Source organism: Actinoplanes nipponensis (genome assembly GCF_016862275.1).
GTDB lineage: Bacteria > Actinomycetota > Actinomycetes > Mycobacteriales > Micromonosporaceae > Actinoplanes > Actinoplanes nipponensis.
In genome coordinates, this window is record NZ_BOMQ01000030.1 from 37,019 (window position 1) to 62,358 (window position 25,340).

24 protein-coding genes are annotated in these 25,340 nt (G+C 75.4%); 13 read left to right on the top strand and 11 right to left on the bottom strand.

The window, feature by feature from the left end; genetic code table 11:
- The first annotated feature begins 496 nt into the window (after window positions 1-496).
- From Ani05nite_RS13080 to Ani05nite_RS13100, 5 genes are all read left to right on the top strand, one after another.
- Window positions 497-1,246 (top strand): AbfB domain-containing protein, encoded by a 750-nt coding sequence (locus Ani05nite_RS13080; RefSeq protein WP_203768262.1) that lies wholly within the window; start codon window positions 497-499, stop codon window positions 1,244-1,246.
- 43 nt (window positions 1,247-1,289) lie between these two features.
- The gene (locus Ani05nite_RS13085) at window positions 1,290-1,811 is read left to right on the top strand and encodes a hypothetical protein (protein ID WP_203768264.1); all 522 of its coding nucleotides are present in this window, start codon (window positions 1,290-1,292) and stop codon (window positions 1,809-1,811) included.
- Between the two features lie 82 nt (window positions 1,812-1,893).
- Entirely contained in the window at window positions 1,894-2,535 is a 642-nt protein-coding gene (locus Ani05nite_RS13090; RefSeq protein WP_203768265.1) for a TetR/AcrR family transcriptional regulator, read from the top strand.
- 151 nt (window positions 2,536-2,686) lie between these two features.
- On the top strand, window positions 2,687-3,472 hold the full coding sequence (locus tag Ani05nite_RS13095) for a phosphatase PAP2 family protein (protein ID WP_203768266.1): 786 nt from the start codon (window positions 2,687-2,689) through the stop codon (window positions 3,470-3,472).
- On the top strand, window positions 3,469-4,401 hold the full coding sequence (locus Ani05nite_RS13100; RefSeq protein ID WP_203768267.1) for a DMT family protein: 933 nt from the start codon (window positions 3,469-3,471) through the stop codon (window positions 4,399-4,401). Before Ani05nite_RS13095 ends, Ani05nite_RS13100 begins: the two co-directional genes overlap by 4 nt.
- A 193-nt stretch (window positions 4,402-4,594) precedes the next feature.
- Here the strand turns inward: Ani05nite_RS13100 and Ani05nite_RS13105 are convergent, their stop codons facing one another.
- From Ani05nite_RS13105 to Ani05nite_RS13115, 3 genes are all read right to left on the bottom strand, one after another.
- Complete coding sequence (locus tag Ani05nite_RS13105; protein ID WP_203768268.1) at window positions 4,595-5,074, bottom strand: ATP-binding protein; 480 nt, start codon at window positions 5,072-5,074, stop codon at window positions 4,595-4,597.
- A gap of 192 nt (window positions 5,075-5,266) precedes the next feature.
- Window positions 5,267-6,505: an MFS transporter gene (locus Ani05nite_RS13110; protein WP_203768269.1), complete on the bottom strand. Its 1,239-nt coding sequence runs from the start codon at window positions 6,503-6,505 to the stop codon at window positions 5,267-5,269.
- Between the two features lie 152 nt (window positions 6,506-6,657).
- On the bottom strand, window positions 6,658-7,605 hold the full coding sequence (locus Ani05nite_RS13115) for a LysR family transcriptional regulator (RefSeq protein ID WP_203768270.1): 948 nt from the start codon (window positions 7,603-7,605) through the stop codon (window positions 6,658-6,660).
- A 114-nt stretch (window positions 7,606-7,719) separates the two neighbouring features.
- On the opposite strand from Ani05nite_RS13115, the gene Ani05nite_RS13120 reads away from it, so the two are divergent.
- The 5 genes from Ani05nite_RS13120 to Ani05nite_RS13140 are packed head-to-tail and all read left to right on the top strand — an operon-like array spanning window position 7,720 to window position 12,851.
- On the top strand, window positions 7,720-8,850 hold the full coding sequence (locus tag Ani05nite_RS13120; protein WP_203768272.1) for an FAD-dependent monooxygenase: 1,131 nt from the start codon (window positions 7,720-7,722) through the stop codon (window positions 8,848-8,850).
- A gap of 19 nt (window positions 8,851-8,869) precedes the next feature.
- Window positions 8,870-9,808, top strand: coding sequence for a VOC family protein (locus tag Ani05nite_RS13125; protein ID WP_203768274.1), 939 nt, complete (start codon window positions 8,870-8,872; stop codon window positions 9,806-9,808).
- Window positions 9,808-10,740, top strand: coding sequence for a fumarylacetoacetate hydrolase family protein (locus Ani05nite_RS13130; protein WP_203768277.1), 933 nt, complete (start codon window positions 9,808-9,810; stop codon window positions 10,738-10,740). The genes Ani05nite_RS13125 and Ani05nite_RS13130 overlap by 1 nt, the downstream gene beginning before the upstream one ends.
- A 12-nt stretch (window positions 10,741-10,752) precedes the next feature.
- Window positions 10,753-11,889 (top strand): alpha/beta hydrolase family protein, encoded by a 1,137-nt coding sequence (locus tag Ani05nite_RS13135; RefSeq protein ID WP_203768278.1) that lies wholly within the window; start codon window positions 10,753-10,755, stop codon window positions 11,887-11,889.
- Window positions 11,886-12,851 carry a cyclase family protein gene (locus Ani05nite_RS13140; RefSeq protein WP_203768280.1) on the top strand — a complete coding sequence of 322 codons (966 nt, stop codon included), beginning with the start codon at window positions 11,886-11,888 and terminating at the stop codon, window positions 12,849-12,851. The genes Ani05nite_RS13135 and Ani05nite_RS13140 overlap by 4 nt, the downstream gene beginning before the upstream one ends.
- Here the strand turns inward: Ani05nite_RS13140 and Ani05nite_RS13145 are convergent.
- The 3 genes from Ani05nite_RS13145 to Ani05nite_RS13155 form a co-directional block, all read right to left on the bottom strand.
- The gene (locus tag Ani05nite_RS13145; RefSeq protein WP_203768282.1) at window positions 12,829-13,797 is read right to left on the bottom strand and encodes a DUF2332 domain-containing protein; all 969 of its coding nucleotides are present in this window, start codon (window positions 13,795-13,797) and stop codon (window positions 12,829-12,831) included. The genes Ani05nite_RS13140 and Ani05nite_RS13145 overlap by 23 nt on opposite strands.
- 75 nt (window positions 13,798-13,872) lie before the next feature.
- The gene (locus Ani05nite_RS13150; protein WP_203768284.1) at window positions 13,873-14,598 is read right to left on the bottom strand and encodes a YceI family protein; all 726 of its coding nucleotides are present in this window, start codon (window positions 14,596-14,598) and stop codon (window positions 13,873-13,875) included.
- Window positions 14,595-15,101 carry a nitroreductase/quinone reductase family protein gene (locus tag Ani05nite_RS13155; protein WP_239129834.1) on the bottom strand — a complete coding sequence of 169 codons (507 nt, stop codon included), beginning with the start codon at window positions 15,099-15,101 and terminating at the stop codon, window positions 14,595-14,597. Before Ani05nite_RS13155 ends, Ani05nite_RS13150 begins: the two co-directional genes overlap by 4 nt.
- Window positions 15,102-15,190: 89 nt before the next feature.
- On the opposite strand from Ani05nite_RS13155, the gene Ani05nite_RS13160 reads away from it, so the two are divergent.
- Window positions 15,191-16,042, top strand: coding sequence for a TetR/AcrR family transcriptional regulator (locus Ani05nite_RS13160; protein ID WP_203768285.1), 852 nt, complete (start codon window positions 15,191-15,193; stop codon window positions 16,040-16,042).
- 27 nt (window positions 16,043-16,069) lie between these two features.
- Here Ani05nite_RS13160 and Ani05nite_RS13165 read toward each other — a convergent pair whose 3' ends face one another.
- The 3 genes from Ani05nite_RS13165 to Ani05nite_RS13175 all read right to left on the bottom strand — a co-directional run bounded on the left by Ani05nite_RS13165 (window position 16,070) and on the right by Ani05nite_RS13175 (window position 18,982).
- Window positions 16,070-16,528 carry a hypothetical protein gene (locus Ani05nite_RS13165; protein WP_203768288.1) on the bottom strand — a complete coding sequence of 153 codons (459 nt, stop codon included), beginning with the start codon at window positions 16,526-16,528 and terminating at the stop codon, window positions 16,070-16,072.
- Window positions 16,529-16,602: 74 nt separating this feature from the next.
- On the bottom strand, window positions 16,603-18,045 hold the full coding sequence (locus Ani05nite_RS13170) for a family 43 glycosylhydrolase (RefSeq protein WP_203768290.1): 1,443 nt from the start codon (window positions 18,043-18,045) through the stop codon (window positions 16,603-16,605).
- 79 nt (window positions 18,046-18,124) lie between these two features.
- Window positions 18,125-18,982: an ATP-grasp domain-containing protein gene (locus Ani05nite_RS13175; RefSeq protein WP_239129863.1), complete on the bottom strand. Its 858-nt coding sequence runs from the start codon at window positions 18,980-18,982 to the stop codon at window positions 18,125-18,127.
- A gap of 135 nt (window positions 18,983-19,117) precedes the next feature.
- Between Ani05nite_RS13175 and Ani05nite_RS13180 the strand changes: the two genes are divergently transcribed.
- On the top strand, window positions 19,118-20,218 hold the full coding sequence (locus Ani05nite_RS13180; protein ID WP_203768292.1) for a phospholipase D-like domain-containing protein: 1,101 nt from the start codon (window positions 19,118-19,120) through the stop codon (window positions 20,216-20,218).
- Here the strand turns inward: Ani05nite_RS13180 and Ani05nite_RS13185 are convergent.
- Both Ani05nite_RS13185 and Ani05nite_RS13190 read right to left on the bottom strand, forming a co-directional pair.
- On the bottom strand, window positions 20,215-23,928 hold the full coding sequence (locus Ani05nite_RS13185; protein WP_203768293.1) for an ATP-binding protein: 3,714 nt from the start codon (window positions 23,926-23,928) through the stop codon (window positions 20,215-20,217). The genes Ani05nite_RS13180 and Ani05nite_RS13185 overlap by 4 nt on opposite strands.
- Before the next feature lie 76 nt (window positions 23,929-24,004).
- Window positions 24,005-24,559, bottom strand: a complete 555-nt coding sequence (locus Ani05nite_RS13190) for an HAD domain-containing protein (RefSeq protein ID WP_239129836.1) — start codon at window positions 24,557-24,559, stop codon at window positions 24,005-24,007.
- A gap of 59 nt (window positions 24,560-24,618) precedes the next feature.
- Between Ani05nite_RS13190 and Ani05nite_RS13195 the strand changes: the two genes are divergently transcribed.
- A complete protein-coding gene (locus Ani05nite_RS13195) occupies window positions 24,619-25,317 on the top strand; it encodes a hypothetical protein (RefSeq protein WP_203768294.1) in 699 nt (232 codons plus the stop codon).
- The last annotated feature ends 23 nt before the right edge of the window (window positions 25,318-25,340 follow it).

Genomic DNA, 25,340 nt, shown 5'->3' on the forward strand with positions numbered 1-25,340 from the left:
TCGGACAGCTGGGCGTGGGCCCGTCCAACCTATCGATGAGCGCCGATGTCTACAAGCGCCGCCGAGCGGGCCGGCGCCCCACGGGCGACCGCGGACGGTTCAGGTCCGCACCATTCACCGGAATGGGTGGTTGTCGATATGCGGCCGTCCCGCGTCACGCTGCGGTGGCCGGTCAAGGGACATCGGCGACCACCATTCCGGACATCCGACGATGTAAGGGTTGCGAAGTTCACCGGAAGACCGGAGCATATCGGCGTCGGCCGTCGCGAGTTCCCCGCGATCGGGTCTGATTCTCAGCGAACGGAAACGCATGACCTCTGAGGACGACACCCCGGCCCGGTTGCGGGTCGGCGGGTGGCTACCCCCGTACCGAGCATTTCCGCCCGCCGCCGGCAGCGAAACTCCACGGCTTGTTTACCGTTCACAATCTCCGCCGGATATCGATACCTTCGACGAATTGCGGCCACCCACAAACAGTGAGCGCCGTCGATCCGCCATGGTGTTCTGCGCCGCCGTGGCCGCGCTCGCGCTCATCGGGGTGGCGCTGACCCAGCTCGGCGACCGGCCCACCACGCCCTCCGCCGGGTCCGACGTGCGCCTGCCGGCCGCGCCGATGCTGCCGCCCGTGGCGGCCGCCGCCACGCCCACCGCGGAGCTGCCACCCGTCACGAGCGCCACCGCGTCCCGGTCGCCCTCGCCGGCGCCCCCCACCACCGTGGCGCAGCGCCGGCGGCCGGCGAGCGCGGCGGTCACCGTCGCGACGCGCGTGCCCGGCGCCACGCCCCCGCGCAAGCCGGCCGCCGTCCCGCCGCCGGCCTTGCGGGCCGGCGCGGCGGTCGGCCTGGAGCTCGTCGCGGCCCCGGGCTACCGGGTGCGGCACCGCGACTTCCTGGGCCGGGTCGACCGCATCGGCCCGGACAGCTCGGCGCTGGAGCGCGCCGACGCGCGTTTCCTGGTCCGGTCCGGCCGGGCCGACGCCGGCTGCGTGTCGTTCGAGGCGAGCAACTATCCCGGCCGGTTCCTGCGGCACCGCGACTTCACGCTGCGCCTCGACCGCGCCGACGGCAGCCGGCTGTTCGACCTGGACGCGACCTTCTGCCCGGAGAGCCCCGGCGGGTCCGGCGTGGTCGTGCTGCGCTCCCGCAACTATCCGGACAGATTCGTGACCGAGAGCCGGTCCCAGCTCCGGCTGGACCCGGCGACCCCCGGCACGGCGCCGCGGTTCGCCGTCCGCTCCCCGCTCTGACCACCCGTTCGCGCCCCGCGGCGAGCGGGAGAGGAATGAGGCAATGCCCCCACCCACCGGCGGTGCGCCGTCGAGCAGCCTGCAGGCCATCGCGATGTGGGCGGAGCGGGTGCACCACGCCCCCGACACCCGCGAGCTGTGGGTGCCGCTCGACACCGACCTGCGGATGACCATCGCCCAGAGCTTCCTCATCGGCATGAACTCCCGGCCCGACGACGCCCGGGCCGAGGCGCTGGCGGCCCGGGACTCCGCCGACCCGTGGTTTCCCGACATGCTCCAGCGGTGCGCGCGGCACTGGCGGCGGTTCTACGCGTTCCTCGCCGCCGGCGTGCCGACCGCCAGCCGCTCACAGCCCGTCGGCGCCGACATGGAACTGACCGTCGTGCCCACGCTGGCCCACACCGGCGCCCCGGACCGCGGGCCCTCGGCCACCAGCCAGGCCTTCATCACCCGGCTGAGCGCCGACCGCGGCTGGCTGATCGCCGCGCTGGGCTACAAGCTGCCCGTGCCCGGGTGGCCGCCGACCGAGTGGACCATCCCGCACCTGCGCAAGCGCCGCCCGTGACCGGCGCGGCGAGTGATCCACGGCACTAAGTTTCCGATTTGGAAAACTTGCACGTTCGGAAAAAAGACGTAGCGTCAAGGTCATGACGGACGACCTCGGCCTGCGGGAACGCAAGAAGCTGGCGACACGCCAGGCTCTCTGCGACGCCGCGCTGAAGCTCGCCCTGGCCGAGGGCGTCACCACGCTCACCCCCGAGCGGATCGCCGAGAAGGTGCACGTCTCCCCCCGCACCTTCCGCAACTACTTCTCCAGCAAGGAGGAGGCGATCGTCGCCGGGCTCCAGGACCGGGCCCAGCAGGTCGCCGAGAACCTGCGCCGCCGCCCGGCCGACGAGCCGATCTGGGAGTCGCTGCGCGCGGTGCTGGTGCCGTCGCTGGACACCGGCATGCCCGGCCCCGACCTCCGGCACCTGCTCGGGCTCATCCGCTGCCACCACGCGCTGCTCGCCGAGCACCTCACCAGCTTCGAGGCACTGAGCCGGCAGATGGCCGAGGTCATCGCCGAACGGACCGGCACGGACGTCAACCGCGACATCTACCCCCGGCTGCTGGCCGACGTGTCCGGCATCGCCCTCAAGGCCAGCCTCGGGCTGTGGGCCACCGGCACCACCGGGCGCGGCCTCGGCGACATCTTCGGCGAGGCCCTGGACCTGCTGAGCCGGGGACTGCCGCGGCCCGCCGTCGCCCCCGAGCACTCCGCGGACACCGGCCCGCCGGCCACCTGACCGCCGCCCACCCCGAGCCCCCGTCACCCGCCGGATGCCTCCGGCGGGCCGTCCCGTACGCCCCCGCCGACGACAGCGCCGACGGACAGCCCCCGCCCGTCACCGTCGCCCGCGGCGCGGTCACCGGCGTGAACCCCCCGGAAGGACCGGCATGAGCCTGGTCAGGAGAACGCCGGCCGCCACCGAGGCGGCGCGGCCCCGGGCCCTGCCCGAGCTCGCCCTGGTGGTTGGCCTGTTCCTGGCGTACAAGCTGGCCCGCCTGCTCATCCAGGGCCGGGACGAGGTCGCCTTCGCCAACGCCGGGCGGGTCCGGGCGCTGGAACGGTTCCTGCACCTGCCCGACGAGGTGGCCGTGCAGCACCCGGTGCTCGGGCACCCGGCCCTGCTGGAGGCGGCCAACAGCTTCTACGCGTACGTGCACTTCCCCGCCACCGCGGTGTTCCTGCTCTGGATGTTCCTGCGCCGGCCGGCGTCCTACCGGTGGGCCCGCCGCAGCCTGGCCGGGCTGACCGCCGCGGCGATGGTCGTGCACGTGCTCCTGCCGCTGGCCCCGCCGCGGATGCTGACCGGCACCGGGATGCTGGACACCGGGCGCCTGGTCGGCCCCGCCGTCTACGGCGACCCGGCCACCGACAGCCTCACCAACCAGTACGCCGCGATGCCGTCGCTGCACGTCGGCTGGGCGCTGGCCGTCGCGGTCACCCTGATCGCGGTGACCGGCGGGCGGTGGCGGTGGGCCTGGCTGCTGCACCCCGCGGCGACCCTGCTGGTGGTCGTGGTGACCGGCAACCACTACTGGCTGGACGGGATCGTCGCCGCGGCCCTGCTCGCCGCCGTGATGCTGGTCTGCCCCCGGCCCGCTCCCCGGGTCCCGGCCCACGCCGGGAACGCGGTCCCGGAACCGGCTCCCCCGGTGCCCGTGGAGCAGCCGGCATGAGCGGCGCCCTGATCGCCACGGTGCTGCTGTCGCTGCTCTCGGCCGTGGCGTACGCCCTCGCCGCCGTGGTGCAGGAACGGCTCGCCGCGGCGCCGCGCTGGTGGCTGATCGTCGGCCTGAACGGCGGCGGGGCGCTGCTGCACGTCGGGGCGCTGGCGTACGGATCGCTGGCCGTGGTGCAGCCGCTCGGCGCGCTGACGCTGGTGCTGGCGTTGCCGGTCGGCGCGGCGGTCGCCGGGCGGCGGGTGCGGGGCCGGGAGTGGCGCGGGGCCGTGGCCACCGTCGCCGGCCTGGTGGTGCTGCTGGCCGCCCTCGGTCCGGCCGCCCCGGCGCCGGCCCTGGGCGACGTCCAGGTGATGCTGCTGGTGCTGGTGGCCGCCGCGCTCATCGTGGGGCTGGCCGGTCGGGCGTACCGGGCGGTCCCCGGCCCCGCCCGGCTGCCGGGCCTGCGGCTCGCCGCGGCCGGCGGGATCGCCTTCGCGGTGTCCTCGGCCCTCACCCAGACCGTGCTGGTGCGGATCGGCACGGACGGGCTCGCCGCGCTGGAGCAGCCGGCCGTGGCCGGCACCGCCCTCACGCTGGTCGCCCTGTCGGCGGCCGGCCTGCTGCTGTCCCAGGCGGGCTACCGGTACGGGCTGGGCGGCCCGCTGGCCACGCTGACCATCGTCAACCCGGTGGCCGCCGCGGGCATCGGGGTCGTGCTGCTCGGGCTCGGCGCGGGCCTGACGCTGCCCACGATGGTGGCCGCCGCCGTGGCCGGAGTCGTGGCCGCCGCCGGCGTGGTGCTGCTGGCCACGCCGTCGCGCCCGGCCACCAGGGCCGCGTGCCGGCGGGTGTCGCGGCAGGCGCGACGCCGGCAGCGGCGCCGGCCGGTGACCCGGCGGGACAGCCGCCCGGCCACGCGCACCGCGCCGGTCCGCACGCCCTAGGTTGGGTCCCGCGGCGGGCCGACCACCGACATCCCCACCCGGACCGGCGGGACCGGCCGGCCCGGCCCGGCAGTCCGATCCGCGCGACGATCCCGGAACCCCACGACCAGCTCGCGGCGGCGGGCCATCGACGTTCGCCCCGTTCATCCACCGCCCGGCGATCCGATGCCGAGGTGCCCCGTCGGGGCGTGGCTCACGACCGGGGCGGCGCGGTCATCGGGGCGGTGAGGCACCGGGTCACCGTCACGGTGACGCCGTCCGGGCCGTCGCTGATCATCAGGGTGTCGGTGAGCCGGCGGGCGAGCAAAATCCCCCGGCCGCCCGGGACGTCGGCGGCGGGCGGCGCGGCCGCCACCGGCGGCGGGCCGGCGAAGCCCGCGCCGCGGTCGGTGACGTCGGCGATCAGCGTGTCGCCGTCCAGGGTCAGGCGCAGCGAGCCCTGCCCGCCGCCGTGCCGTACCGCGTTGGTGACCAGCTCGTTCACGGCGGTCACGAAATCGTCGAGGGCGTCGTCGTGCAGGCCGGCCGTCGCGGCGTGGCGGCGCAGGCCGTGCCGCAGCTCGGTGACCTCGGTCGCGGTGAAGTCGCTGGTGAGCAGCTCCGCCGGGCCCGGCGCCGGGGCCGCGCCGAGAACCGCACCCGGCTGGGTGAGGGGGGATTCCGGCGTCGCCATCCCGGAACCATAGCCCCTGCGGCGGAGCTGCCTCCGGGCCGCGACGGATCGTTGTCCCAGGGCAAGAACTGGCGGCCGGGCCGGCCCGCGCTGCCGGCCGCACCGGCCGGGAGGTGGTGCGACGGTAGTCCGAGCACGGTCCGGACGGCCGCGGCGGCCCGTGGCGGTGGGCCGGTGGGCGGCGTCCCCACGTCACCCGTGGGTGATGTCGAGCGGCGCCGCGCCGCGCGGAACCACCATCAGGGTGACCACGGCCAGGGCGGCGGCCAGCCCGGCCAGGATGGCCAGGGCGGGCCGCAGCCCACCGGCGGCGGCGCCGAGGCCGGCGATCAGCAGGGGGCAGAGGAACTCCCCGATGAACAGCGCGCCGGTCCACAGCCCGGTGCCACGGCCGCGCTGGGCGAAGCTGAGCCGGTTGATCGCCCAGGTGAGCAGCGTGGGCAGCAGCAGGCCCGTACCCGCGCCGGTGAGCACCGCGCCCACCGTGATGACCGGGACCGCGCCGGAGGCCGCGACGATCGCCAGGCCGGCGGCCGAGACGCCGAGGGCGACCGGCAGCAGCCGGCGCGGGCTCTGCCCGGACAGCCGGGCGAAGGCCAGCGAGCCGGCCGCCGTCGCGACCGACATGAGGGCGCTGAGCGCGCCGATGGTGGCGGTGGAGCCGACGCCGGCCTCGTCGAGGACGAAGGACAGCTCCACGATCAGGGCGTAGAAGATGATCCCCCCGGCCAGCGTGACCAGGCACGGCGCCAGCAGCTCGCGCCACGGCACCGCCGGCAGCCGCCGGCCGGCGGGCGCCGGGGCGGCCGGCCCGCGCTCCGGCTGCCAGAGCAGCCGGGCCATCGGGAGGGCCAGCAGCGCGGCCACGAGATAGAGCCAGAACGGGGTACGCCAGCCCGCCGCGCCGAGCGCGCCACCGACGCCCAGGAACACGGCGGCCGACACCGACGCCGTGAGGGTCTGCAGTCCCAGGTAGCGGCTGCGGCGCGGCCCCGACCAGTAGTCGGCGATCAGCGTCGTGCAGCACGTCATGATCGCCGCCTCGCAGATCCCGACCAGCACCCGGCTGCCGATGATGGCCCCGAGCGACTGCAGGTACAGCGGCGCGGTCCCGAAGACGGAGTAGAGCACCATCGCCACGATCAGCAACCGCTTGCGGTCGAGCGCGTCGACGACGAAGCCGGCGAACGGCGCGGCGAGCCCGATGACCAGCGCCGGCACGGTCAGCACGACCGGCACCAGCACGTCGGCCCCGGCCACCCCGGCGAAGTGGTCGGTCATCTGCGGCAGCACCGGGGCGATGAGCACGGCGCCCAGCACCGCCAGGCAGCTGCCGGCCAGCAACAGCGCGAGTTGGGCCGGCCCGGCCCGGCGGCCCGCGGACGAGGTGGTCGGCTCACCCGCCGGGGCGGGCCGGATGGTCTCGGACATGGGGGCGCCCTTTCGGTGCGACGGCAGCGGTCCGGTGCGCGGCGGCGGACGGCCGCCGGGGCGGCCTGGTCAGTGGCGCGCGTCACATCGGCTGCGCTGACTATGGGCGGGGCCGCCGCTGTCACGGAAGAGCGAACCGCGGATACCCGCCATCAGCTCCGCGGATGGTTCTCGCCGGCGGCCGCGAGCCGGCGCCCCGCCTCGGTGAGCACGTCCCGCAGCCAGGCGTGCGCCGGATCGGCGCGGTACATCGGGTGCCACCAGAACGCCTCGGCGAGGGGCACCACCTCGAACGGGCAGGCCAGCACGCGGACCGCGGCGAAGCCGGCGATGCGCCGGGCCAGGTGCTCCTGCAGCAGCGCCACCCGGTTGGTGCCGGCCACCAGGAACGGCATCGGCAGGAAGCCGTCGACCACGACCTCCACCCGCGGTTCCACCCCGATCATGCGCAGCTGCTGGGCCGCCGGCGCGAAGGCGGTGGGCAGGTTGTAGAGCACCACCCAGGGCAGCTCGCCCAGCTGCGCCAGGGTCAGGTCGGCGCCGACCGCGTCGTTGTCCCGCGCGACGATGCAGACCCAGCGGTCCTCGTACAGATCGGTGAAGGGGGTGTCGGCCAGGAAGCCGTGTGGCAGGACGATGCCGTCCACGGCGCGCAGCGTGTCGACCGCGTGGTCCACCGCGTATGGCGAGGTCTGCTGCAACCGCAGGCGGACCCCGGGCGCCCGCTCGGCCAGCAGCCGCGTCACGATCGGGCCGAGCACCGCCGCCGCGTAGTCGGAGGTGACCACGGTGAACTCCCGCTCGACCGCGGACGGGTCGAACTCGGCGTGGGCGTCGAAGACCCGGCGCACCCCGGCCAGGGCGGGCGCGGTGCGCGAGGCGAGCCGGGTGGCCAGCGGCGTGAGCTCGTACCGGTTGCCGACGCGGTGCAGCAGCTCGTCGCCGAAGTGCCGGCGCAGGCGGGCCAGGGCGGCGCTGACCGCGGGCTGGCTGGAGCCGAGGTGCTCGGCCGCCCGGGTGACGTTCCGCTCGCGCAGCAGCACATCCAGCGTGACCAGCAGGTTCAGGTCGAGATTGACCAGCACACGGTCGACGGGCACGGCTCACCATAAGCGCGGTGGATGGCGCTCATCAATGAAATCGGTCTTCCTGATGTCCGGAGCGCCCTGGACAGTGGTGTGAGTCACAAGCCCCGACACCAGGAGGAAACCGCGATGGCGGCAGTCCGCACCGTGCTCGTGGTAGGCGGCGGCGCCGCCGGCGCCGCCACGGCCATCCTGCTGGCCGAGGGCGGCGTGTCCGTCGACCTGATCGACCTCAAGCCCGCCCCGGACACCGCCGGCTCCGGCATCACCCTGCAGGGCAACGCGTTGCGGGTGCTGCGCCGGCTCGGCGTCTGGGACGACGTGCTGGCTCACGGCTACCCGTTCGACACGCTGGGGCTGCGCGCGCCCGACCCGTACGGCTCGCTCGTCGCCGAGCTGGCCGACGCCCGCACCGGCGGACCCGACCTGCCCGCCACCGTGGGGATGCACCGCCCGGAGCTGGCCCGGATCCTGCTCGACCGGGCGACCGCCGCCGGGGTCAAGATCCGGTTCGGGACCGGCTGCACGGCGTTGGCCCAGGACGCCGACGGCGTCGACGTCACCTTCGCCGGCGGCGACGCCGCCCGCTACGACCTGGTCGTCGGCGCCGACGGGATCCGCTCCCGGACCCGGGCGATGGTGGGCATCGACCTGCGGACCACGCCGACGGGCATGGGGATCTGGCGGGCGGTCACCTCGCGACCGGCCGGCGTGACCCGCACCGACCTCTACTACGGCGGCCCCTGCCACATCGCGGGCTACTGCCCGACCGGGCCCGACTCGCTGTACGCCTACCTGGTCGAGGACGCCCGGGACCGCAGCGGCCTGAGCCCGCACGAGTCGCTGGCGGTGATGCGGGAGCTGTCGCTGGCGTACCACGGACCGTGGGACGAGATCCGCGAGCGGCTCACCGACCCGTCGACGGTGAACTACACCTGGTTCTCCAGCCACGTGCTGCCCGCGCCGTGGCACCGCGGGCGGGTGGTGCTCATCGGCGACGCCGCCCACACCTGCCCGCCCACCCTGGCCCAGGGCGCCGCCCAGGCCCTGGAGGACGCCGAGGTCCTGGCCGAGCTGCTGCTGGCCGCCGACGCGCCCACCGACGCCATGTGGCAGGCGTTCACCGACCGCCGGTACGCCCGCGCCACCGCCGTCGTGGACGCGTCCCGGCAACTGAGCCGATGGCTGCTGGACCACGAGCGCGGCGACGTGCCCGGCCTGATGGCCCGCATCGCCCGCCTGGTCAGCGCGCCCGCCTGAGCACCGAGGAGCTTCCACCATGGACGAACGACTCATCACCCACCTGCGGCACGTCGACCTGGCCGTGCCCGACTACGACCGGCAACTGGACTTCTACACCGGCGTCTGGGGGCTGAGCCCGGAGACCACCGACGACGGCATCGCGTTCCTGGCCGCCGAGGGCTCCCCCGAGCAGTACTCGGTCCGGTTGCGCCGGGCCGCGGAGAAGCGGCTCGACCTGATCGCGTTCGGCGCCGCGTCGCCGGCCGACGTCGACGCGCTGGCCGAGCGCCTCGGCCGCGCCGGCGTCACCCTGGTGCACGAGCCGGCCGCGCTGCGGACCCCGGGCGGCGGCTACGGTTTCCGCTTCTTCGACGTCGACGGCCGTACCGTGGAGGTCTCCTGCGACGTCGCGGTCCGCCGGCACCGGCGGGTCGAGCCGGGCGAGTCCGTCCCGGTCAAGCTCTCGCACGTGGTGATCAACTCGCCCGACCCGGAGGCGACGGTCGCGTTCTACCGGCGCCACCTGAACTTCGCGCTCTCCGACACCCTGCACTCGCCGCACCTGGGCGAGGTCATGTGGTTCCTGCGCACCAACCGCTATCACCACAGCCTGGCCGTCGCCCGCGGCCCGCACACCTCGCTGCACCACGCGTCGTTCGAGCTGCGCGGCCTCGACGAGTACCTGCGCGGCACCGGGCGGCTGCTGCGGGCCGGCGTGGAGAAGGTCTGGGGCCCCGGCCGGCACCTCGCCGGCAACAACACCTTCAGCTACTTCCTCGACCCGCACGGCAACACCGTCGAGTACACCACCGAGCTCGAACAGCTCGACGAGGACACCTGGCACCCGCACCTGTACGACTTCTCCGACCCGATGGTCACCGACCAGTGGGGCACCGCGAACCCGATGAGCGAGTTCGTGGCCCGGCAGTCGTTCAACGACCCCGACCGCGGCGTCTTCGTCGCTCCCCCGCTCTGATGCGCATCGTCACCGTCGAGCACGGCGGCGCCCGGCGCTGCGGCGTGGTTGTCGGCGATGCCGTCCACCCGTTCCGCGGCGGCCTGGACACCCGCGCCGTCGTCGCGCTCGGCCTCGACCGGGCCCGCGAGCTGGCCACCGGTCCCGGCATCCCGCTGGCCGAGGTCCGGCTGCGGGCGCCGCTGCGCCCGGCCTCGGTCCGCGACTTCGTCGCCTTCGAGGACCACGTCGTGGGGGTGCGGCGCAGCATCGACGGCGCCGGCGGCGTGCCCGAGGCCTGGTACGACGCGCCGGCGTTCTACTTCACCAACCCGCACACCATCATCGGCCCCGACGACGACGTCGCCTTCCCGGCCGCCTCGGCCGACCGGGACTTCGAGCTGGAGGTCGCCGCCGTGGCCGGCCCGCGCGGCGAGGTGTTCGGCTACACCGTCCTCAACGACTGGTCGGCGCGCGACCTGCAGCGCCGGGAGATGCAGGTCAACCTCGGCCCGGCCAAGGGCAAGGACTTCGCGAGCACCCTGGGACCGTGGCTCGTCACGGCCGACGAGCTCGAGGCGCACCGCGACGCCGACGGCTTCCTCGACCTGGCCTGCACGGCCGGCGTCAACGGCCGGGTGGTCGGCGGCGACTCGCTCGCCACGATGGGCTGGACGTTCGAGACGATGATCGCGTACGCGGCCCGGGACAGCCGCGTCGTGGCCGGCGACGTGTTCGGCTCGGGCACCGTCGGCAACGGCGGCTGCCTGGCCGAGCTGTGGGGCCGCCGCGGGACGCAGGACCCCCCGCCGCTGCGCGACGGCGACGTGGTGACGCTGACCGTGCAGGGCATCGGCAGCCTGACCAACCGGGTCGCCTCCGCCCCGCCCGCGCCGCCGCTGCCGGCCGTCCGGCGCCGCCACACCCTCTCCGACGCCCCCCGTACCGCCTGAAAGGACCCCGCGATGTTCGAGTACTTCCCCGGCAACTACGTCTGGAATCTGGGCGTGGTGGCCACGCTGAACAGCGGCGGCCTCATCGACGAGGTGGACCGCGCCTGCCGGCCGCTGCGCGACGCCGCCACCCGCGGGTCGGACGTGGGCACCCGGGACTTCATGGCCGCCTGGACCGCGGTCGTGGACGATCTGCAGGCCCAGGCGATCGACGACGAGAAGAACGGGCGCCGGCGCACGGCCGGGCAGAAGTACCACCGCGCGACCAACTACCTGATCCAGGCCGAGCGGATGCAGAGCGCCCACGCGCCGGAGCGCCGCGCGGTGTACCAGCGCTGCCTGGACCTCATGCAGAAGACGTTCGACCTGCTCGACCCGGCCACCACGCGGGTCGCCGTGCCGTTCGAGGGCACGCTCCTGCCGGCCTACTTCACCACGGCCGGCCCCGGCGCCCCGTGCGTCATCATGTGGAACGGCCTGGACTCCACCAAGGAGCACATGTACGTCTCGGGCTTCGCCCAGGAGCTCGCCGCGCGCGGGATCTCCACGCTGATGGTCGACTGTCCGGGCAGCGGCGAGGCCCTGCGGTTCGGCGGCCTGACCGCCCGGGTGGAGACCGAGACCTGGGCCGCGGCCTGCGTCGACCATCTGCTGGACCGCGGCGACGTCGACCCGGCCCGGATCGGGCTGGTGGGGTGGTCGCTGGGCGGCTACTACGCCCCGCGGGCCGCCGCGTTCGAGAAGCGGCTGGCCCTGTGCGTCGCCTGGGGCGCCAACCACGACTGGGGGGCGGTGCAGAAACGCCGCCTCGACCGCGAGGGCGAGAACCCGGTGCCGCACTACTGGGACCACGTGCTGTGGGTGTGGGGCGAGACCGACCTGGACACCTTCATCGCCCGGGCCCGGGCGGTGAACCTCGACGGCGTGGTCGAGCACATCACCGTGCCGTTCCTGATCACCCACGGCGAGAACGACCGGCAGATCCCGCTGGCCCACGCCCACCGCTCGTACGACCAGGCGGTCAACAGCCCGCGGCGGGAGCTGCGGATCTTCACGCCCGCGGAGGGCGGCGCCGAGCACATCGGCCTCGACCACCTGCCCCACGTCGGCGTCTTCATCGCCGACTGGATCGCCGGGGAGTTCGCGTGATCGACCGGAGCGATCCCGAGGGCGCCGTCGCCGAGGCGGCCCGGCGCTGCTCCAACTGGGGACGCTGGGGCGCCGGCGACGTCCGCGGCACCATGAACTTCCTGACCGACGACAAGCGGGCCGCGGCGGCGGCGTTGATCCGGCGGGGGCGCTCGTTCTCGCTGTCGCAGCGCTTCGACATGGACGGCCCGCAGCGCGGCTGGCGGCGCCGCACCAACCCGGTGCACACGATGCTGGACACCGGCACCGACGCCGCGGCCGGCGTGCAGGGCTTCCCGCACGGGATCGGCGGCGCCGACGACGTGATCGCCATGCCGCTGCAGTGCTCGACCCAGTGGGACGGGCTGGGGCACATCTTCGACCACGGCGTCGCCTGGAACGGCCGTCCCGCCGGCGAGGTGGTGACCAGCCTCGGCGACGCGGTCACCGGCATCGAGACGGTCGCGGACGTCATCGCCGGCCGGGCGGTGCTGCTGGACGTGGGCCGCGCGATCGGCGAGCGCGGCGAGCTGCCCGACGGGTTCGCCATCACCGAGCAGCACCTGCGCGCGACGATCGAGCGGCAGGGCGCCTCCGCGGCGGTCGGCCGCGGCGACATCGTGCTGGTGCGGACCGGCCGGCTGGCCCGGGCCCGCCGCGAGGGCTGGGGCGACTACGCCGGCGGCGACTCCCCCGGGCTGTCGTTCACCACCGCCGGCTGGCTGCACCGCACCGAGATCGCCGCGATCGCCACCGACACCTGGGGTTTCGAGGTACGCCCGAACGAGTTCGACGACGCGTTCCAGCCGCTGCACCAGGTGGCGATCCCGCACATCGGCCTGTTCCTGGGCGAGATGTGGGACCTCGACGAGCTCGCGGCGGACTGCGCGGCCGACGGCGTCTGGGACTGCTGGCTGACCGCCGCCCCGCTGCCGGTCACCGGCGCGGTGGGCGCCCCGGTCAACCCGGTGGCGGTGAAGTAGCCGGGGCGGCTCCGCCGAACCAGGTCATCGCCTGCCCGTGCGAGCGGGTCCAGGCCAGCGGCCGGCCGTCGAGCGCCAGCACGTTGTACCGGGCGCTGTCCGGCGGCGCCGGCAGCGTGTCGTGGCTCAGCACCTCGGGGGACTCGTTGGCCACCCAGTGCCCGGGCAGCGCGGTGACCCGGGCGACGAACGCCTCCCGGCGCGCCCGCGGCACCTGGTAGAGCACCGAGGTGTGCAGCACGACGAGGGTGGCGCCGGCCGGGGCCCGCGCGGCCAGGGCGGGCAGGTCGTCCACCAGGTCGCCGCGGACCAGCAGCGGCGGGTCGGCCGCGGCGACGGCGACGGCCGCGCGCAGCCGGGCGCGGCGGTGCGCGTGCTCGGGCCAGATCAGGGCGTCGAGCCACGCGACGTCGGCCGGGTCGGTCACGTCCAGCGGGTTCAGGTCCAGGCCGGCCCGCCACACCACGCGCGGCCGGGCGGCCGGCGGGGCGAGGCCGGTCGCGGCGCAGTCGAGGACCGGCTCGCCGGCGCCGACGGTGTGGTCGCCGTAGCGGTAGGCGTACCGGTCGGGGTAGAGGCACAGCCCGGCGGCCGCGCCGACCTCCAGCAGGGCCAACGGCTGCGGCAGCGCCGCCAGGACCGGCAGCAGGACGGCGCACCGGCCCGGCTCGTTCGTCTGCGTGGCCCGGGTCCGCAGCTGCGGCTCGACCACCGGCCAGTGCGCCAGCGCCCATTCGCGGAACGCCGCCGGGTCGCGGACCGGACCGCCCAGCAGCCGGGCCACCCCGAACAACAGGTTGGGCTGCTGCTTACCCGGTGGCAGCGTGCCCAGCCGGGCCAGCAGCTCGTCGTCGGCGGCGACCGCGTCCGCCAGCCGCTCGTAGGTGGGCGACACCGTGCGGGCCTCGCGGGCGGCGAAGTCGGCGTACGCGTCGGCGATCGTCATGGCGTCCTTCCTACCGCATCCCGGCGAGGGGCCCGGGCCCGTGCGTCGCCGTGGCCGCGCGGGCCGGTCCGGCGCTCAGGTCCGGCGCAGCACGAGGCGGAACTCGGCGAGGCCGTGGTCGGCCAGCGAGCCGAACGGTCCGTAACCCTCGGGCCCGGGGATGGCGTAGTCGGCGAAGGCCACCGGCAGTGATCCGGCGACGCCGATGCCCGGGCCGTCCCGCCGCAGCGTGAGCGCCGCCGTGACCGGGCGCGTGACGCCGTGCAGGGCGAGCGTTCCGGCGGCGGTGGCGGTCACCGGCGTACCGGAGGGGAATCCGGCGCCGGGGGTGAGCGGCTCGGTCAGGGCGAGGATCGCGTCGGGGTGCTGCGCGGTGTCGAGGCTGATGCCGAACTGGGGCGCCGGCTCGGCGCCGCCGGCGGTCAGCGCGCGCAGGCCGATCCGCAGCTGAGCGGCGGTGACCCGGCCGCCCGCGACCGTGACGGTGCCGGTGACGTCCTCGGTGCGGCCGACCACCTCGCTGGTGAGCCCGATGACGGTCTGCTCGACCCGGAAGCCGGCCGACGAGCCCGCGGCGGGGCGGTAGACGCCGTCCAGCGGGCCGCTCGGCGCGGCGGCGCCGGCCGGGAGCGCCAGCGGCGCGGGCACCGGTTGCAGCTTGACGGCCGCGGCGACCAGGCCCACGGCCAGCAGGACGAGCGCGATCAGGACGGCGATGGTCCACCGCAGCCAGCGGCGCTTGCGGCGGCGGGGCCGGCCGGGCGCGTCCGGTGTGGACAGCGGAGGCGTGGTGGCGGTCATCGCGCGGACTCCTCGGTCGGGCGGACCGGTGCGGCCTCGATGCGGAAGGCGGGGTAGCGGGCCGCGATCGCCGCGAACTCGGCCAGGGGCGCGCCGGGGTCGACGGGCATGTGCGGCCGGGCGCCGGGCACCTTGCGCAGGTAGCGCTGGAGGATCGGCGCGCGTTCCGCGACCGGCACCTCGGCCAGGTGGCAGGTCCGGGCCCGCCCGTGGCGGATGGTCACCAGGCCGCCCGCGGCGCGGGCGTTGCGGACCCAGTTGCAGTCGTCGCCCAGCATCGAGACCAGGTACCAGTCGCCGTTCCAGTCGGCCATGCCGAGCGGGACGCGCATCAGGCGGCCGGTGCGCCGCCCGGGGACCTCGAGGGTCACCCAGCGGCGGGGCACCAGGCCCGAGCCGTGGACCCGGGCCCACAGGCGGGCGAAGCGGCGGGCCGTCGCGTCGCCGCGGCCGCCCGCGTACATGGCCCGGAGGTCGTCGTCGTTGAATGGCCAGCGTGCCATGGGAGCTCCCTCGGTCGGTTCCTGCTGCCACTGTCGCCGTTTTGGAACTTGAGACACAGAGTCCTAAGTCCCGACAGTATGCTGGAGCCATGGCACGCGCATCCACCCCGACCGGCCTCGGACGCCGCAGCCGCCGCCTCTCGGACCAGGAGACCCGGGACCGGATGCTGCGGACGGCGCTGGAGATGATCAACCGGACCGGGCTGACGGTCAGCCTCGACCACATCCGGTTCGAGGACGTCATCCGGGACGCGGACGTCTCGCGCAGCACGGCCTACCGGCACTGGCCGTACCGGGATCTGTTCTTCAGCGACCTGGTCAAGGAGCTGGCCGGCGCCGCGGTGCCGGGAATCGTCAACGACGAGATCTCGCTCATCCGGCGGATCCTCGACGAGCACCGCGACTGGCTGAAGACCCCGCAGCTGCGCCACGAGCTGATCCTCGAGCTGATCCGCCAGCTGGCCCTGCTCGACTTCCGGTCCGTCCTGGCCTCCCCCGGCTGGCGGACCTACCTGGCCCTGCACGCGACGTTCACCGGGCTCGCCGACGGCGAGCTGCGCGACCAGGTCCAGGCCGCGCTGGGCCAGGCCGAGGCCGCCCACGCGGCGCGCGTCGCCGAGGCCTGGCGCCTGATCGCCGGCCTGTTCGGCTACCGGCTGCGGCCCGAGCTGGCCACCAGCTTCACCGCGCTGGCGACGCTGCTCGGGGCCAGCCTGCGCGGGCTGGTCATCACCGCGCTGTCCACCCCGGAGGTGGCCGCGAGCCGGACGGTGGCCGCCCCGTTCGGCGCGGCCGGCGAGCGGGAGTGGTCGCTGCCGGCCATCGGCGCGGCCAGCCTGGCCCTGGCCTTCCTCGAACCCGACCCGGCCGCCACCTGGGACGACCGGCGCCTGGCCGAGATCCACCAGGTGCTGGACGACTGGGTGACGCCGCAGCCGTGACCCCGGCCGCGGCGGCCCCGGGCCGGCTCAGGAGCCCCGGCTGACCGCCAGCACGATGAGCGCGACCAGGACCAGCGGGATCGCCAGCCCGATCAGGGCCGTCGGGCGCTGCAGCAGCCGCGGGCCCGGGTTCATCGGCGGCCGGCTCGGCCCGTACGGGTTGGGCTGCGGCGCGCCCAGGTACGCCACCTTGCCCCGCTTGACCAGGTTCACCAGCACCGTGATCGGCGTGATGAGGAACGACGCCCAGCCGTACCAGCCCTGGACCAGGGTGCGGGCCGTCATCGCCCGGAAGGTGGCCAGCCCGCAGTCCCGGCAGAACGGGCCCTGCTGGCTGAGGAACCGCATGACGATGACGAAGCCCTGGTGGCCGCGGAAGGTCACCGGGGCGGCCGGCACGCTGCCGCACATCCGGCAGGCCACGATCGCGAAGGGGGCGTGCGCCGACCCCGGGTCGGTGGCGGCGTAGGGCTGGGGGTGGGACACGGTTCACCTCGGTAACTCGGACGACGACGGAGCCGCGTCAGGTTACGGCCGGATCGTCCGGCGCGCTGCCCCGTTCACTCGAGGACGAAGGTGGCGTCGGCGCGGTCGGTCGCCGTCGAGACGGCCTGCAGGAAGATGGCGTTGTCGTAGTGGCGCAGGTAGCGGCCCGGGTAGTTGACCGACTCGAACGACACCGTGCCGGCGCCGCCGGTCAGCCCGGCCCGGCGGGTGAAGCTGGCGTCGGCGCGGAAGGCCGCCGTGCCGTCGTCGCGCCGGACCCAGCCCTCGAAGGCGCTGTGCCGCAGGTAGTACCCCGGGAAGTTGGTCGACTCCAGCGACACCGAGCCGTTGCCGGCCAGGCCCGGCACCAGCCGGAACTGCGAGTCGGCCAGCGGCTTGACCTGCGCCTCGATGCGGGCCCGGTACTCCCAGTGCCGCACGAAGCGGTCCGGGAAGTTGACCGACCGCAGCCGGACCGGGGTGGCGCCGTCGGGCACCGGGATGCCGAAGTCCGGGGTGCCGTCGGCGTTCCAGTACAGCTTCTGCACCCGCGTCCGCCGGTTCGGGTCCCGCAGCGGGTCGCCCGAGATGGCCGCGTAGTTGCGGTCGTGGTAGACGAGGACGTCGCTCTGGCCGTCCTCGGAAGTGGTGAACGAGTTGTGGCCCGGGCCGTACTGGCCGGTGGTCGCGTTGCTGACGAAGACCGGTTCGGGCGTCTTGGTCCAGGACGCCGCGCTGAGCAGGTTCGCGCCGGCCGGGGCGGTCAGCATCCCCAGGCAGTAGTTGGCGTCCGTGGCGCTGGCCGAGTACGTCAGGAACACCCGCCCGTTGCGCTGGATCACCGCCGGCCCCTCGTTCACCTCGACCCCGCCGCGGCGTTCCCAGGCCAGCGTCGGCACGGCGATCCGCGTCGGCGTGCCGGTGATCGTCCACGGGTTGCCCATCCGGGCGATGTAGAGGTTGGAGTTGGTGTCGATGCCGGGCTCCGCCTGGGCCCACACGAGGTAGCGCACGCCGTTGGTGACGAAGGTCGAGGCGTCCAGGGCGAAGGTCTCCCAGGCCGTCCGGATCTGACCCTTCTCGGCCCAGGTGGCGGTGAGCGGGTTGGCGCCGGTGCCCTCCAGGACGTACATCCGGATCGCCCAGACGTCGGCGGAGGCGCCGGCGGCGAAGTAGACGTACCACTTGCCGTCGATGAAGTGGATCTCGGGGGCCCAGATGTGCGCGCCCATGACGCCGCTGGCGTGCTTGCGCCAGATCACCGTCTCCGGCGCGGTGGTCAGGCCCTGCAGCGTGGTGGCCCGGCGCAGCACGATCCGGTCGTACTCCGGGACGGTGGCGGTGAAGTAGTAGTAGCCGTCGGTGTGCTTGACGATGTGGGCGTCGGCGCGCTGGCTCACCAGCGGGTTGGTGTACTGCGCCGCGGGCGACGCCTGCGCGGGCGCGGCGCCGGTCAGCGTCGCGGCGATCAGGGCCACAGCGATCAGGGACGCGCGCAGCCGGCCGGAAACGGTCATGGGGATGCCCTTCTCGCCGCGCCCGGCCGACAAATGTCTCCTCCGGGTCACGACAGTGTTAACGGTCACAATGACCCCGTCAAGACCCCGGCGCATCGACCTCGGTCTTCAGGGCGGCGACCAGCTCCTCGGCGGGCGTGGACACCGGCCGGTCGCTGACCTGACCGTCGCCGACCTCGATCACCCGCCACTCGCCGTCGGCGCGCAGGGCCAGGTCCACCGTCACGAAGGGCAGGCCAAGCGCCGCTACCGCCGGGGCGACCGCGTCCGGCACCAGCCCGGGCGGCGGCGGCTCGTACGGGGTGTCCGGGTGGGCGGTCACCAACCGGCACTCACCCGCCACCCACCAGGTACGCGCCTCCGCCCCGCCGAACTCCTCGAACCGGCGCAGCACGAAACCGCCGGTGAACTCGTCCCCGCGCAACTCCCGCAGCCGGCTCGCGACCCGCCACGCCGCCTCCGCGTCGCCGAGCTCCGGCACGTACACCGCCTCGTACCAGTAGTGCTTCATCGACTTGGTCCAGTCCCGCAGCACGGCCGGTCCCCCGCCCAGCTCGGCCCGGGCCCGGTCGAAGTCCGCCCGGCCGGCCCCGTGGGTCCAGACGGTGTCGGGCGTCAGCCCGGTCAGCGCGGCGGCCCAGCCCGGCACCTCGTGCGCCCGGCGGTACGCCTCGGGACCGGTCCGCAGCGTCACGCCGCGCCGGGTCAGGGCGGCCGCCATCGCCGCGTACCGGTCGGCGCCCAGCATCCAGCCGCGGTAGACGGCGTCCTCCCCGGCCGGCACCCGGGCCACCGCGGCGTCCGCCGGACCGCCCGCGGCCAGGGCGTCGTGGTCGACCAGCGCGACCGTCCAGCCGGCCGCGCGGGCCGCCGCCGCCTCGGCGGCGAAGTGCTCGTCGGGCCGCCGCGGGCGCAGCACGTCACCGGGAATCAGCATCAGCACCGCACCATGGTGACCCACGGCCGAGTCGGGTTGGCGACCGAGGCCGCGGATCGGGCCCCGCCCGGGGTCATGGTGGGAGCGGGGCGGGCGGGCGAGGGGGCCGGCCCGAGGCGAGATGAGGGTGCCGCCATGGCTGTCCACCTGGGTGATGTCGCGTTCTACACCGGACCGCCGGTGCTGGGCGCCCCCGACGACCTGCAGGCCGTCATCCTGGACTTCCTGGGCGCGGCCACCACGTCCCTGCGGATCGCGGTGCAGGAGATCGACTCCGAGCCGGTCGCGCGGGCCGTCCTGGACGCCCAGGCCCGCGGCGTGCGCGTGCAGATCATCCTCGAGGCGAGCTACCTGCACGAGCCCCGCAAGCCCGCCGACCCCTGGGCGGTGGCCGGGGACAACGAGGTCAACCGGGTCATCCACGCGGCGTTCCTGCGGGCCGGCGTCGACGTGATCACCGACCTGAACCCGGCGATCTTCCACCAGAAGTTCGTGGTGCGCGACCACGGCCGGCCCGGCGCGGCGGTGCTGACCGGCTCGGCGAACTTCACCGCCACCGACACCGGGACCAACCTCGCCACCGGCGCCGGGCGCTCCGGCAACAACCTCAACCACGTCGTCGTGCTGGGCGGCAAGCAGGCCACCGACCAGTACCGCGCCGAGTTCGACCGGATGCGCGGCGGCACCTTCGGCGAGCTGCACGAACGCCACGAGGCCCGGCCCGAGGAGTTCCGGCTCGGCGGCCTGCGGGTCAAGCCGCTGTTCGCGCCCCGGCACGGGCCCGAGATGGAGATCATGAAGCAGATGCTCAAGGCCCGGGCCCGCATCGACTTCGCGATGTTCACCTTCGCCCAGTCCTCCGGCATCGACGACGCCATGGCCCGGCTGGCCGGACCCGCCCTGCCGATCCGGGGCATCCTGGACCGCGGCCAGGGCGCCCAGCGCTGGGCCGCCACCCAGCCGCTCAAGGCGGCCGGGGTGCAGCTGTGGGAGAACCGGCCGGGCACCGGGCTGCGCAAGGTGCACCACAAGCTGATGGTGATCGACACCCGGCTGACCGTCATCGGCAGCTTCAACTACACCGGGCCGGCGACCACCCTCAACGACGAGAACATCGTCGTGCTCGGCGACCTCGAGGAGACCGACGCCGCCGCCGAGGCCGCCCAGCGGCGCCTCGCCGGCGCGGCCCTGGCCGAGATCGACCGGATCATCACGGACCTGGGCCGGCCGATCTAGCCGGGCGGCGCGGCCCACCGGCGGGCGATGGTCACCCGGGTGCCGGTCGCGGTGGCGACGACCCGCACGTCCCCGTACGCGTTCATCAGCAGCGCCCCGCGCCCCCGGTCGCGCGCCGGCGGCCGCTCGCGCCAGCCGCCGAAGTCCTGCACGACGACCCGCAGCAGCCCGTCCGCCACCTGGAGCCGGACCTCCACCTCGGGCTGGCTGGGCCGCTGCGCGTGCTCGACCGCGTTGTTGACCGCCTCGGTGGCCGCCACCTGCAGGTCGTCGAGCACGTCGGGGTCGATGCGGTGGCCGGCCAGCGCCGCCCGCAGGTCCCGGCGCATCGCCGCCGAGGCCGTCGGCGCCAGCGGGTAGACCCAGGTCTGGTCGAGCTCCGGCAGCTCGGCGACGACGGCCGCGGCGGGCAGCGCCCGGCGCCGTACGGCGATCGCCGCGACGTCGGCGGGCAGCGGCTCGGCGGCGTCGGCCACGACCGCCTCGACGAGCGTGGCCGTCGGGGCGCCGTTCGCGGCCAGCTCCCCGGCGCGGCGCAGCAGGCGGGCCCGGCCCGGGCCGGCGACCAGCCCCTCGGTGACCAGCAACAGCTGGGCCCCGGCCGGCAGCGTCTCCTCGTTCTGCGCGTACGTCGCCGCCGCGGCACCCAGCGGCGGCCCGGCCGCTCCGGTCAGCAGCCGCGGCTCCTCGCCCGGGGCACACCGCACCGGCGCCGGATGGCCCGCGCTGCACCACGACAGCGCCCCGGTGGCCGGGGCCAGCCGCACCAGCAACAGGGTGGCGGAGAACGGCGCGGCCAGGCGGGACAGCAGCGTCGAGACGCGGGTCAGCACGGTCGCCGGGGCCGGCTCCCCGGCCGCGTACGCCCGGACCGCGTTGCGGACCTGCCCGGTGGTCACCGCCGCGCCCGGCCCCGGCCTGGCCACCGCGCCGATGCCCAGCAGCAGGTCGCCGCCGGGCAGGGTGACGACGTCGTACCAGTGGCCGCCGGCATCGCCGGACGCCGGGCGGTACCGCGCCTGCACGTCCCAGCCGTCGGGGGTCGGCAGGTGCTGCGGCAGCAGGCTCTGCTGCAGGGCCGGCGCCAGCTGTCGCCCGTGGTCCAGGGGCCAGGTGCCCTGGGCCAGCGCGGCCAGCATGGTCGCCATGGAGGCGAGCAGCGCCCGCGCGTCGTCCTCCGGCGGGCCCGCGTCCCCGGCCCGTACGGTGATCGCGCCGAGCCGGCCGCCGTCCGCCGCCCGGATGACCGCGGACAGCTCCCGGGTGTCCGCCCCGGCGTCCGGCGGGCCCGCGGTGAAGCGCAGCGGGCCGCGGCCGGCCCCACCGTCCAGCTCGGTGACCGCCCGTACGCCGCCGAGCAGCGCCCGGGCCTGGTCGGTGACGGTCTGGAAGGCCTCCTCGAGCGCCCGGCCGGAGGCGATGACCGCGGTGGTGTCGGCGAGCGCCCGCAGCTGCCGGGTGTGCGTGCCGCGCAGGCGGGCGAGCCGCAGGGTGGCCCGGACCCGGGCGACGAGCTCGGCGGCGGTGAACGGCTTGACCACGTAGTCGTCGGCGCCCGCCCGCAGACCCTCCACCCCGGCCTCCTGACCGGCCCGGGCGGACAGCATGACGACCGGCAGCCCCTCGGTGGCCGGCTCCCGGCGGAGCGCCCGGACCAGCCCGAAGCCGTCCAGCCGGGGCATCATCACGTCGGTCAGCACCAGGTCGGGCGGGTTGCGGCCGATGGCCTCGAGGGCCGCCTGACCGTCGGCGACCGCGTCCACGTGCCAGCCGTCCGCGGCGAGCAGGCGTACCAGATAGGCGCGCATGTCGCTGTTGTCGTCGGCCACCAGGATCCGCGCCCCGGCCGGCGAGCCGGCCGGGGCGGCCGCCGGCGTCGCGGCGTCGTCCGGCCAGCCGCCGGCCTCCCGGACCGCCGCTCGGGCCGTGGCGAACCCGGCCCCGGCCGGCGCGGGCTCGGCCGCCGGCCCGGGCTCGACGGCGCTCCACGGCAGCGTCACGGTGAAGGTCGTGCCCTCCCCCGGCACGCTGTCGACGTGCACGTCGCCGCCCTGCAGGCGGCTCAGCTCGCGGACCAATGCCAGGCCGATGCCGGTGCCCTCGTGGCTGCGCGACCGCACCCCCTGCACCCGGTGGAAGCGGTCGAACAGCCGGGGCAGCTGCGCCGCGTCGATCCCGATGCCGGAGTCGGTGACCCGCAGCCGGATCTGCGCGTCGTCGGCCTCCAGGGCCACCCGGATCTGCCCCACGAAGGTGAACTTGAGCGCGTTGGAGAGCAGATTCGTGACGATCTTCTCCCAGTTGCCCGGGTCGACGGCGACGGCCCGGGGCAGCGGCGGGCAGTCCACGACCAGGCGCAGCCCGGCGCGCTCGACCGCGGCGCGGAACACCCCGGCCAGCTCCGCGGTGAAGGTGGCCAGGTCCACGGTGCGCGGCGCGTGCCCGGCCCGGCCGGCCTCCAGGCTGGAGAACGTCAGCAGGTCGTTGACCAGGCCGAGCAGCCGGTCGGCGTTGCGCCAGGCGGTGTCCACCCGGTCGCGCTGCCCGGGCGGCAGCGGCTCCCCCCGGTCGGCCAGGGCGTCGGCGAGCGGGCCGAGCATCAGCGTGAGCGGGGTGCGGAACTCGTGGCTGACGTTGGTGAAGAAGCCGGTCTTGACCCGGTCCAGCTCGGCCAGCGCCTCCGCGCGCTCGCGTTCCTGCTGGTAGGCCTGCGCGTTGCGGACCGCGACGGCGACCTGCTGGGCGAGCAGCTGCAGGAAGGACCGGTACGTCTCGTCGAGGCCGCGGCTGGGGCTGATCCCGGTCAGCACCACCCCGACGGGCTGCTCCCGGTCGGCCGAGGGCAGCGGCTGGGCCACCGCGGCGCGGACCGGGTCACCCCAGGGACCGCCGGCCACGGCCAGCCGCTCCCCGACGTCGTCCAGCCGGGCGGTCCGGCCCGAGGCGGCGGTCCGCAGCCCCCACGGATCCCCGCCTTCCGGGTACGGGTCGCCGGCCGCCGCGGACAGGCTCAGCGAGGCGGGCAGCGCCGCCTCGACCGGGTCGCCGTCCGCGTCGGCGCCCACGCAGGCGGCCAGCCGCAGCGCACCGCCGTCGCGCAGGTAGACGGCGGCGAACGGCACGTCCAACGGGTGCTCGCCGAGCACCGCGCAGAGCCGGGCGCAGGTCTCGGCCACGTCCCCGGCGTCGGCCCCGGCCGGCAGCGCCAGATCCCGCAGCAGCCGCAGCCGCCGCTCCCCGACGATCTGGTCGGTCACCTCGCTGCAGACGGTGAGCACGCCCACGGTACGGCCGTCGTCGTCGCGGGCCGGGGCGTGCGAGACGCTGAAGTAGGCCTCCTCGCGGTAGCCGGCCCGGTCCAGCAGCAGCCGCAGGGACGGCACCCAGCTGGCCACGCCGGTCGCCATGGCGTCGAGGATCAGCGGCTCCAGCACGTCCCAGGCGTCGGCCAGGGTGACCCGCACGTCCCCGCCGAGCGCGGCCGGGTGCTGGTCGCCGATCAGCGCGGAGTAGGCGTCGTTGTAGAGCTGGGTGAAGCGCGGGCCCCAGAGCAGCAGCATCGGATACCGCGAGGACAGCACGATGCGGACGGCGGCGCGCAGGCTCTGCGGCCAGCCGCCGACCGGGCCCAGATCGGTGCCGGCCCAGTCGAGCCCGGCCATGAGCCGCCCGGTGGCGCCGCCGGAGGCGAACAGATCGTCCGGCGACATCAACGCCGATCACCGGCCATGCGCGAGCCTCACCTCCGGCCGGACCGGCCGGCCCCGTTGATGTTGACACCACCCTTTACCCAGCCGGTCGGCTTTCGCACACGCCGGCCGGGCCGGCTCTGTCACCCGCGCGGGGTCGCCGGGCCCGCATCAGCCAGCGCGTCACCGCGGTGAAGTCGTCGCCCACCAGGCCGGTGCGCGGGTCGACCCGGCGCAGAAGGGCGCCGCCGCGGTGGTGGGCCGCCACCCAGCGCCGGTCCGCGTCGGTGATCTCGTCGTCGATCCAGGCGAACGGCCGCCCCGCCGCCCACCGCACCAGCCCGGCGGTCTTCCAGTGCCGGCCGCCGGGCAGGTCGTCCTCGTCGTCGGGCCAGGTGACGACCGGGAGCCGGGGCAGGCCCAGCCGTGGCGCGATCACCTCGTTGGCCTGCTCCGACCACGTCGTGGCCCAGGTCAGCGCGCCGGGCAGGGCGAGCAGCCGCGGCCCGTCGGCCGGGTCGAGCCGGGCCAGCAGCGGGTGGGCGCCCGGCCCCGGATCGCCGGCGGGGTACCGCCGGCCGGCGTCGCCGAACGGGATCAGCGGGCCGTCGACGTCGAGGAAGACGATCGGGTGGTCGGCGCTGGCGGTCATCGCCGCCAGTGTACGAAGCCGGCTTGACAGCGCGGCCGGGGCGCGGGGAGGGTCGCGCCGTGCTCAAGGACGTGTGGCTCAACCGGCCCGACCAATTCGCTCCCGGCGCGGAGCTCTTCCGCAGCGACCGGACGTTCCAGCTGCTGGCCTACTCGGCGAGCCACAGCCAGCTGCTGCTGTCGTCCCGCGACGGCGCGGACGGCGAACCGTGCGGGACCGTGGTGGAGATCCTCTTCAAGCCGGTCGAGGCCGTCCGGGTCCAGGAGTGCTACCGCGGGCTCGTGGTGTCCTGCGCCACCGGCGAGGAGGCCGCCGCGATCGACGCGGGCATCTCCCCCTACGGCTACCGGGCCCGCGACGCGCGCGCCTTCATCCTGCGCAGCCAGGGCGTCGAGGGCTACGTCGTCGCCACCGCGGTGGGCACGCGCGAGGGCGTGCTGCCCCGGATGCGGCAGAGCCTGTTCCACGGCTACTCGCCCGAGGACACCGCCTGGCCCACGGGGCCGCTGGGCGGGGTGGGCGGCGGGCTGACCGTCGCCTCCCCCGCCGAGGTGGCCCACGCGGTGCTGCACGGCGTTCCGGACGGCGCCCGGCGGGACCGGCACCGCACCGTTCACGTGCTCTACGCCAAGGGGCACGACGCCGAGCGGCTCCCCGTGGGGGTGTTCCTCACCGCCGAGGACGCCGCCGAGGCACAACGGCTGGTGCGCCCCACCGATCCCGACTGCGTGGTGCTGCGCGTGCCGGTGGTCCTCTGACCGGCCGGCTCGGAGCCGCGGCG

Coding starts and splice junctions, on each gene's coding strand:
- Ani05nite_RS13080 (WP_203768262.1), top strand. CDS start 497: ATGGTGTTCTGCGCCGCCGTGGCCGCGCTCGCGCTCATCGGGGTGGCG.
- Ani05nite_RS13085 (WP_203768264.1), top strand. CDS start 1,290: ATGCCCCCACCCACCGGCGGTGCGCCGTCGAGCAGCCTGCAGGCCATC.
- Ani05nite_RS13090 (WP_203768265.1), top strand. CDS start 1,894: ATGACGGACGACCTCGGCCTGCGGGAACGCAAGAAGCTGGCGACACGC.
- Ani05nite_RS13095 (WP_203768266.1), top strand. CDS start 2,687: ATGAGCCTGGTCAGGAGAACGCCGGCCGCCACCGAGGCGGCGCGGCCC.
- Ani05nite_RS13100 (WP_203768267.1), top strand. CDS start 3,469: ATGAGCGGCGCCCTGATCGCCACGGTGCTGCTGTCGCTGCTCTCGGCC.
- Ani05nite_RS13105 (WP_203768268.1), bottom strand. CDS start 5,074: ATGGCGACGCCGGAATCCCCCCTCACCCAGCCGGGTGCGGTTCTCGGC.
- Ani05nite_RS13110 (WP_203768269.1), bottom strand. CDS start 6,505: ATGTCCGAGACCATCCGGCCCGCCCCGGCGGGTGAGCCGACCACCTCG.
- Ani05nite_RS13120 (WP_203768272.1), top strand. CDS start 7,720: ATGGCGGCAGTCCGCACCGTGCTCGTGGTAGGCGGCGGCGCCGCCGGC.
- Ani05nite_RS13125 (WP_203768274.1), top strand. CDS start 8,870: ATGGACGAACGACTCATCACCCACCTGCGGCACGTCGACCTGGCCGTG.
- Ani05nite_RS13130 (WP_203768277.1), top strand. CDS start 9,808: ATGCGCATCGTCACCGTCGAGCACGGCGGCGCCCGGCGCTGCGGCGTG.
- Ani05nite_RS13135 (WP_203768278.1), top strand. CDS start 10,753: ATGTTCGAGTACTTCCCCGGCAACTACGTCTGGAATCTGGGCGTGGTG.
- Ani05nite_RS13145 (WP_203768282.1), bottom strand. CDS start 13,797: ATGACGATCGCCGACGCGTACGCCGACTTCGCCGCCCGCGAGGCCCGC.
- Ani05nite_RS13150 (WP_203768284.1), bottom strand. CDS start 14,598: ATGACCGCCACCACGCCTCCGCTGTCCACACCGGACGCGCCCGGCCGG.
- Ani05nite_RS13155 (WP_239129834.1), bottom strand. CDS start 15,101: ATGGCACGCTGGCCATTCAACGACGACGACCTCCGGGCCATGTACGCG.
- Ani05nite_RS13160 (WP_203768285.1), top strand. CDS start 15,191: ATGGCACGCGCATCCACCCCGACCGGCCTCGGACGCCGCAGCCGCCGC.
- Ani05nite_RS13170 (WP_203768290.1), bottom strand. CDS start 18,045: ATGACCGTTTCCGGCCGGCTGCGCGCGTCCCTGATCGCTGTGGCCCTG.
- Ani05nite_RS13175 (WP_239129863.1), bottom strand. CDS start 18,982: ATGCTGATTCCCGGTGACGTGCTGCGCCCGCGGCGGCCCGACGAGCAC.
- Ani05nite_RS13180 (WP_203768292.1), top strand. CDS start 19,118: ATGGCTGTCCACCTGGGTGATGTCGCGTTCTACACCGGACCGCCGGTG.
- Ani05nite_RS13185 (WP_203768293.1), bottom strand. CDS start 23,928: ATGTCGCCGGACGATCTGTTCGCCTCCGGCGGCGCCACCGGGCGGCTC.
- Ani05nite_RS13190 (WP_239129836.1), bottom strand. CDS start 24,559: ATGACCGCCAGCGCCGACCACCCGATCGTCTTCCTCGACGTCGACGGC.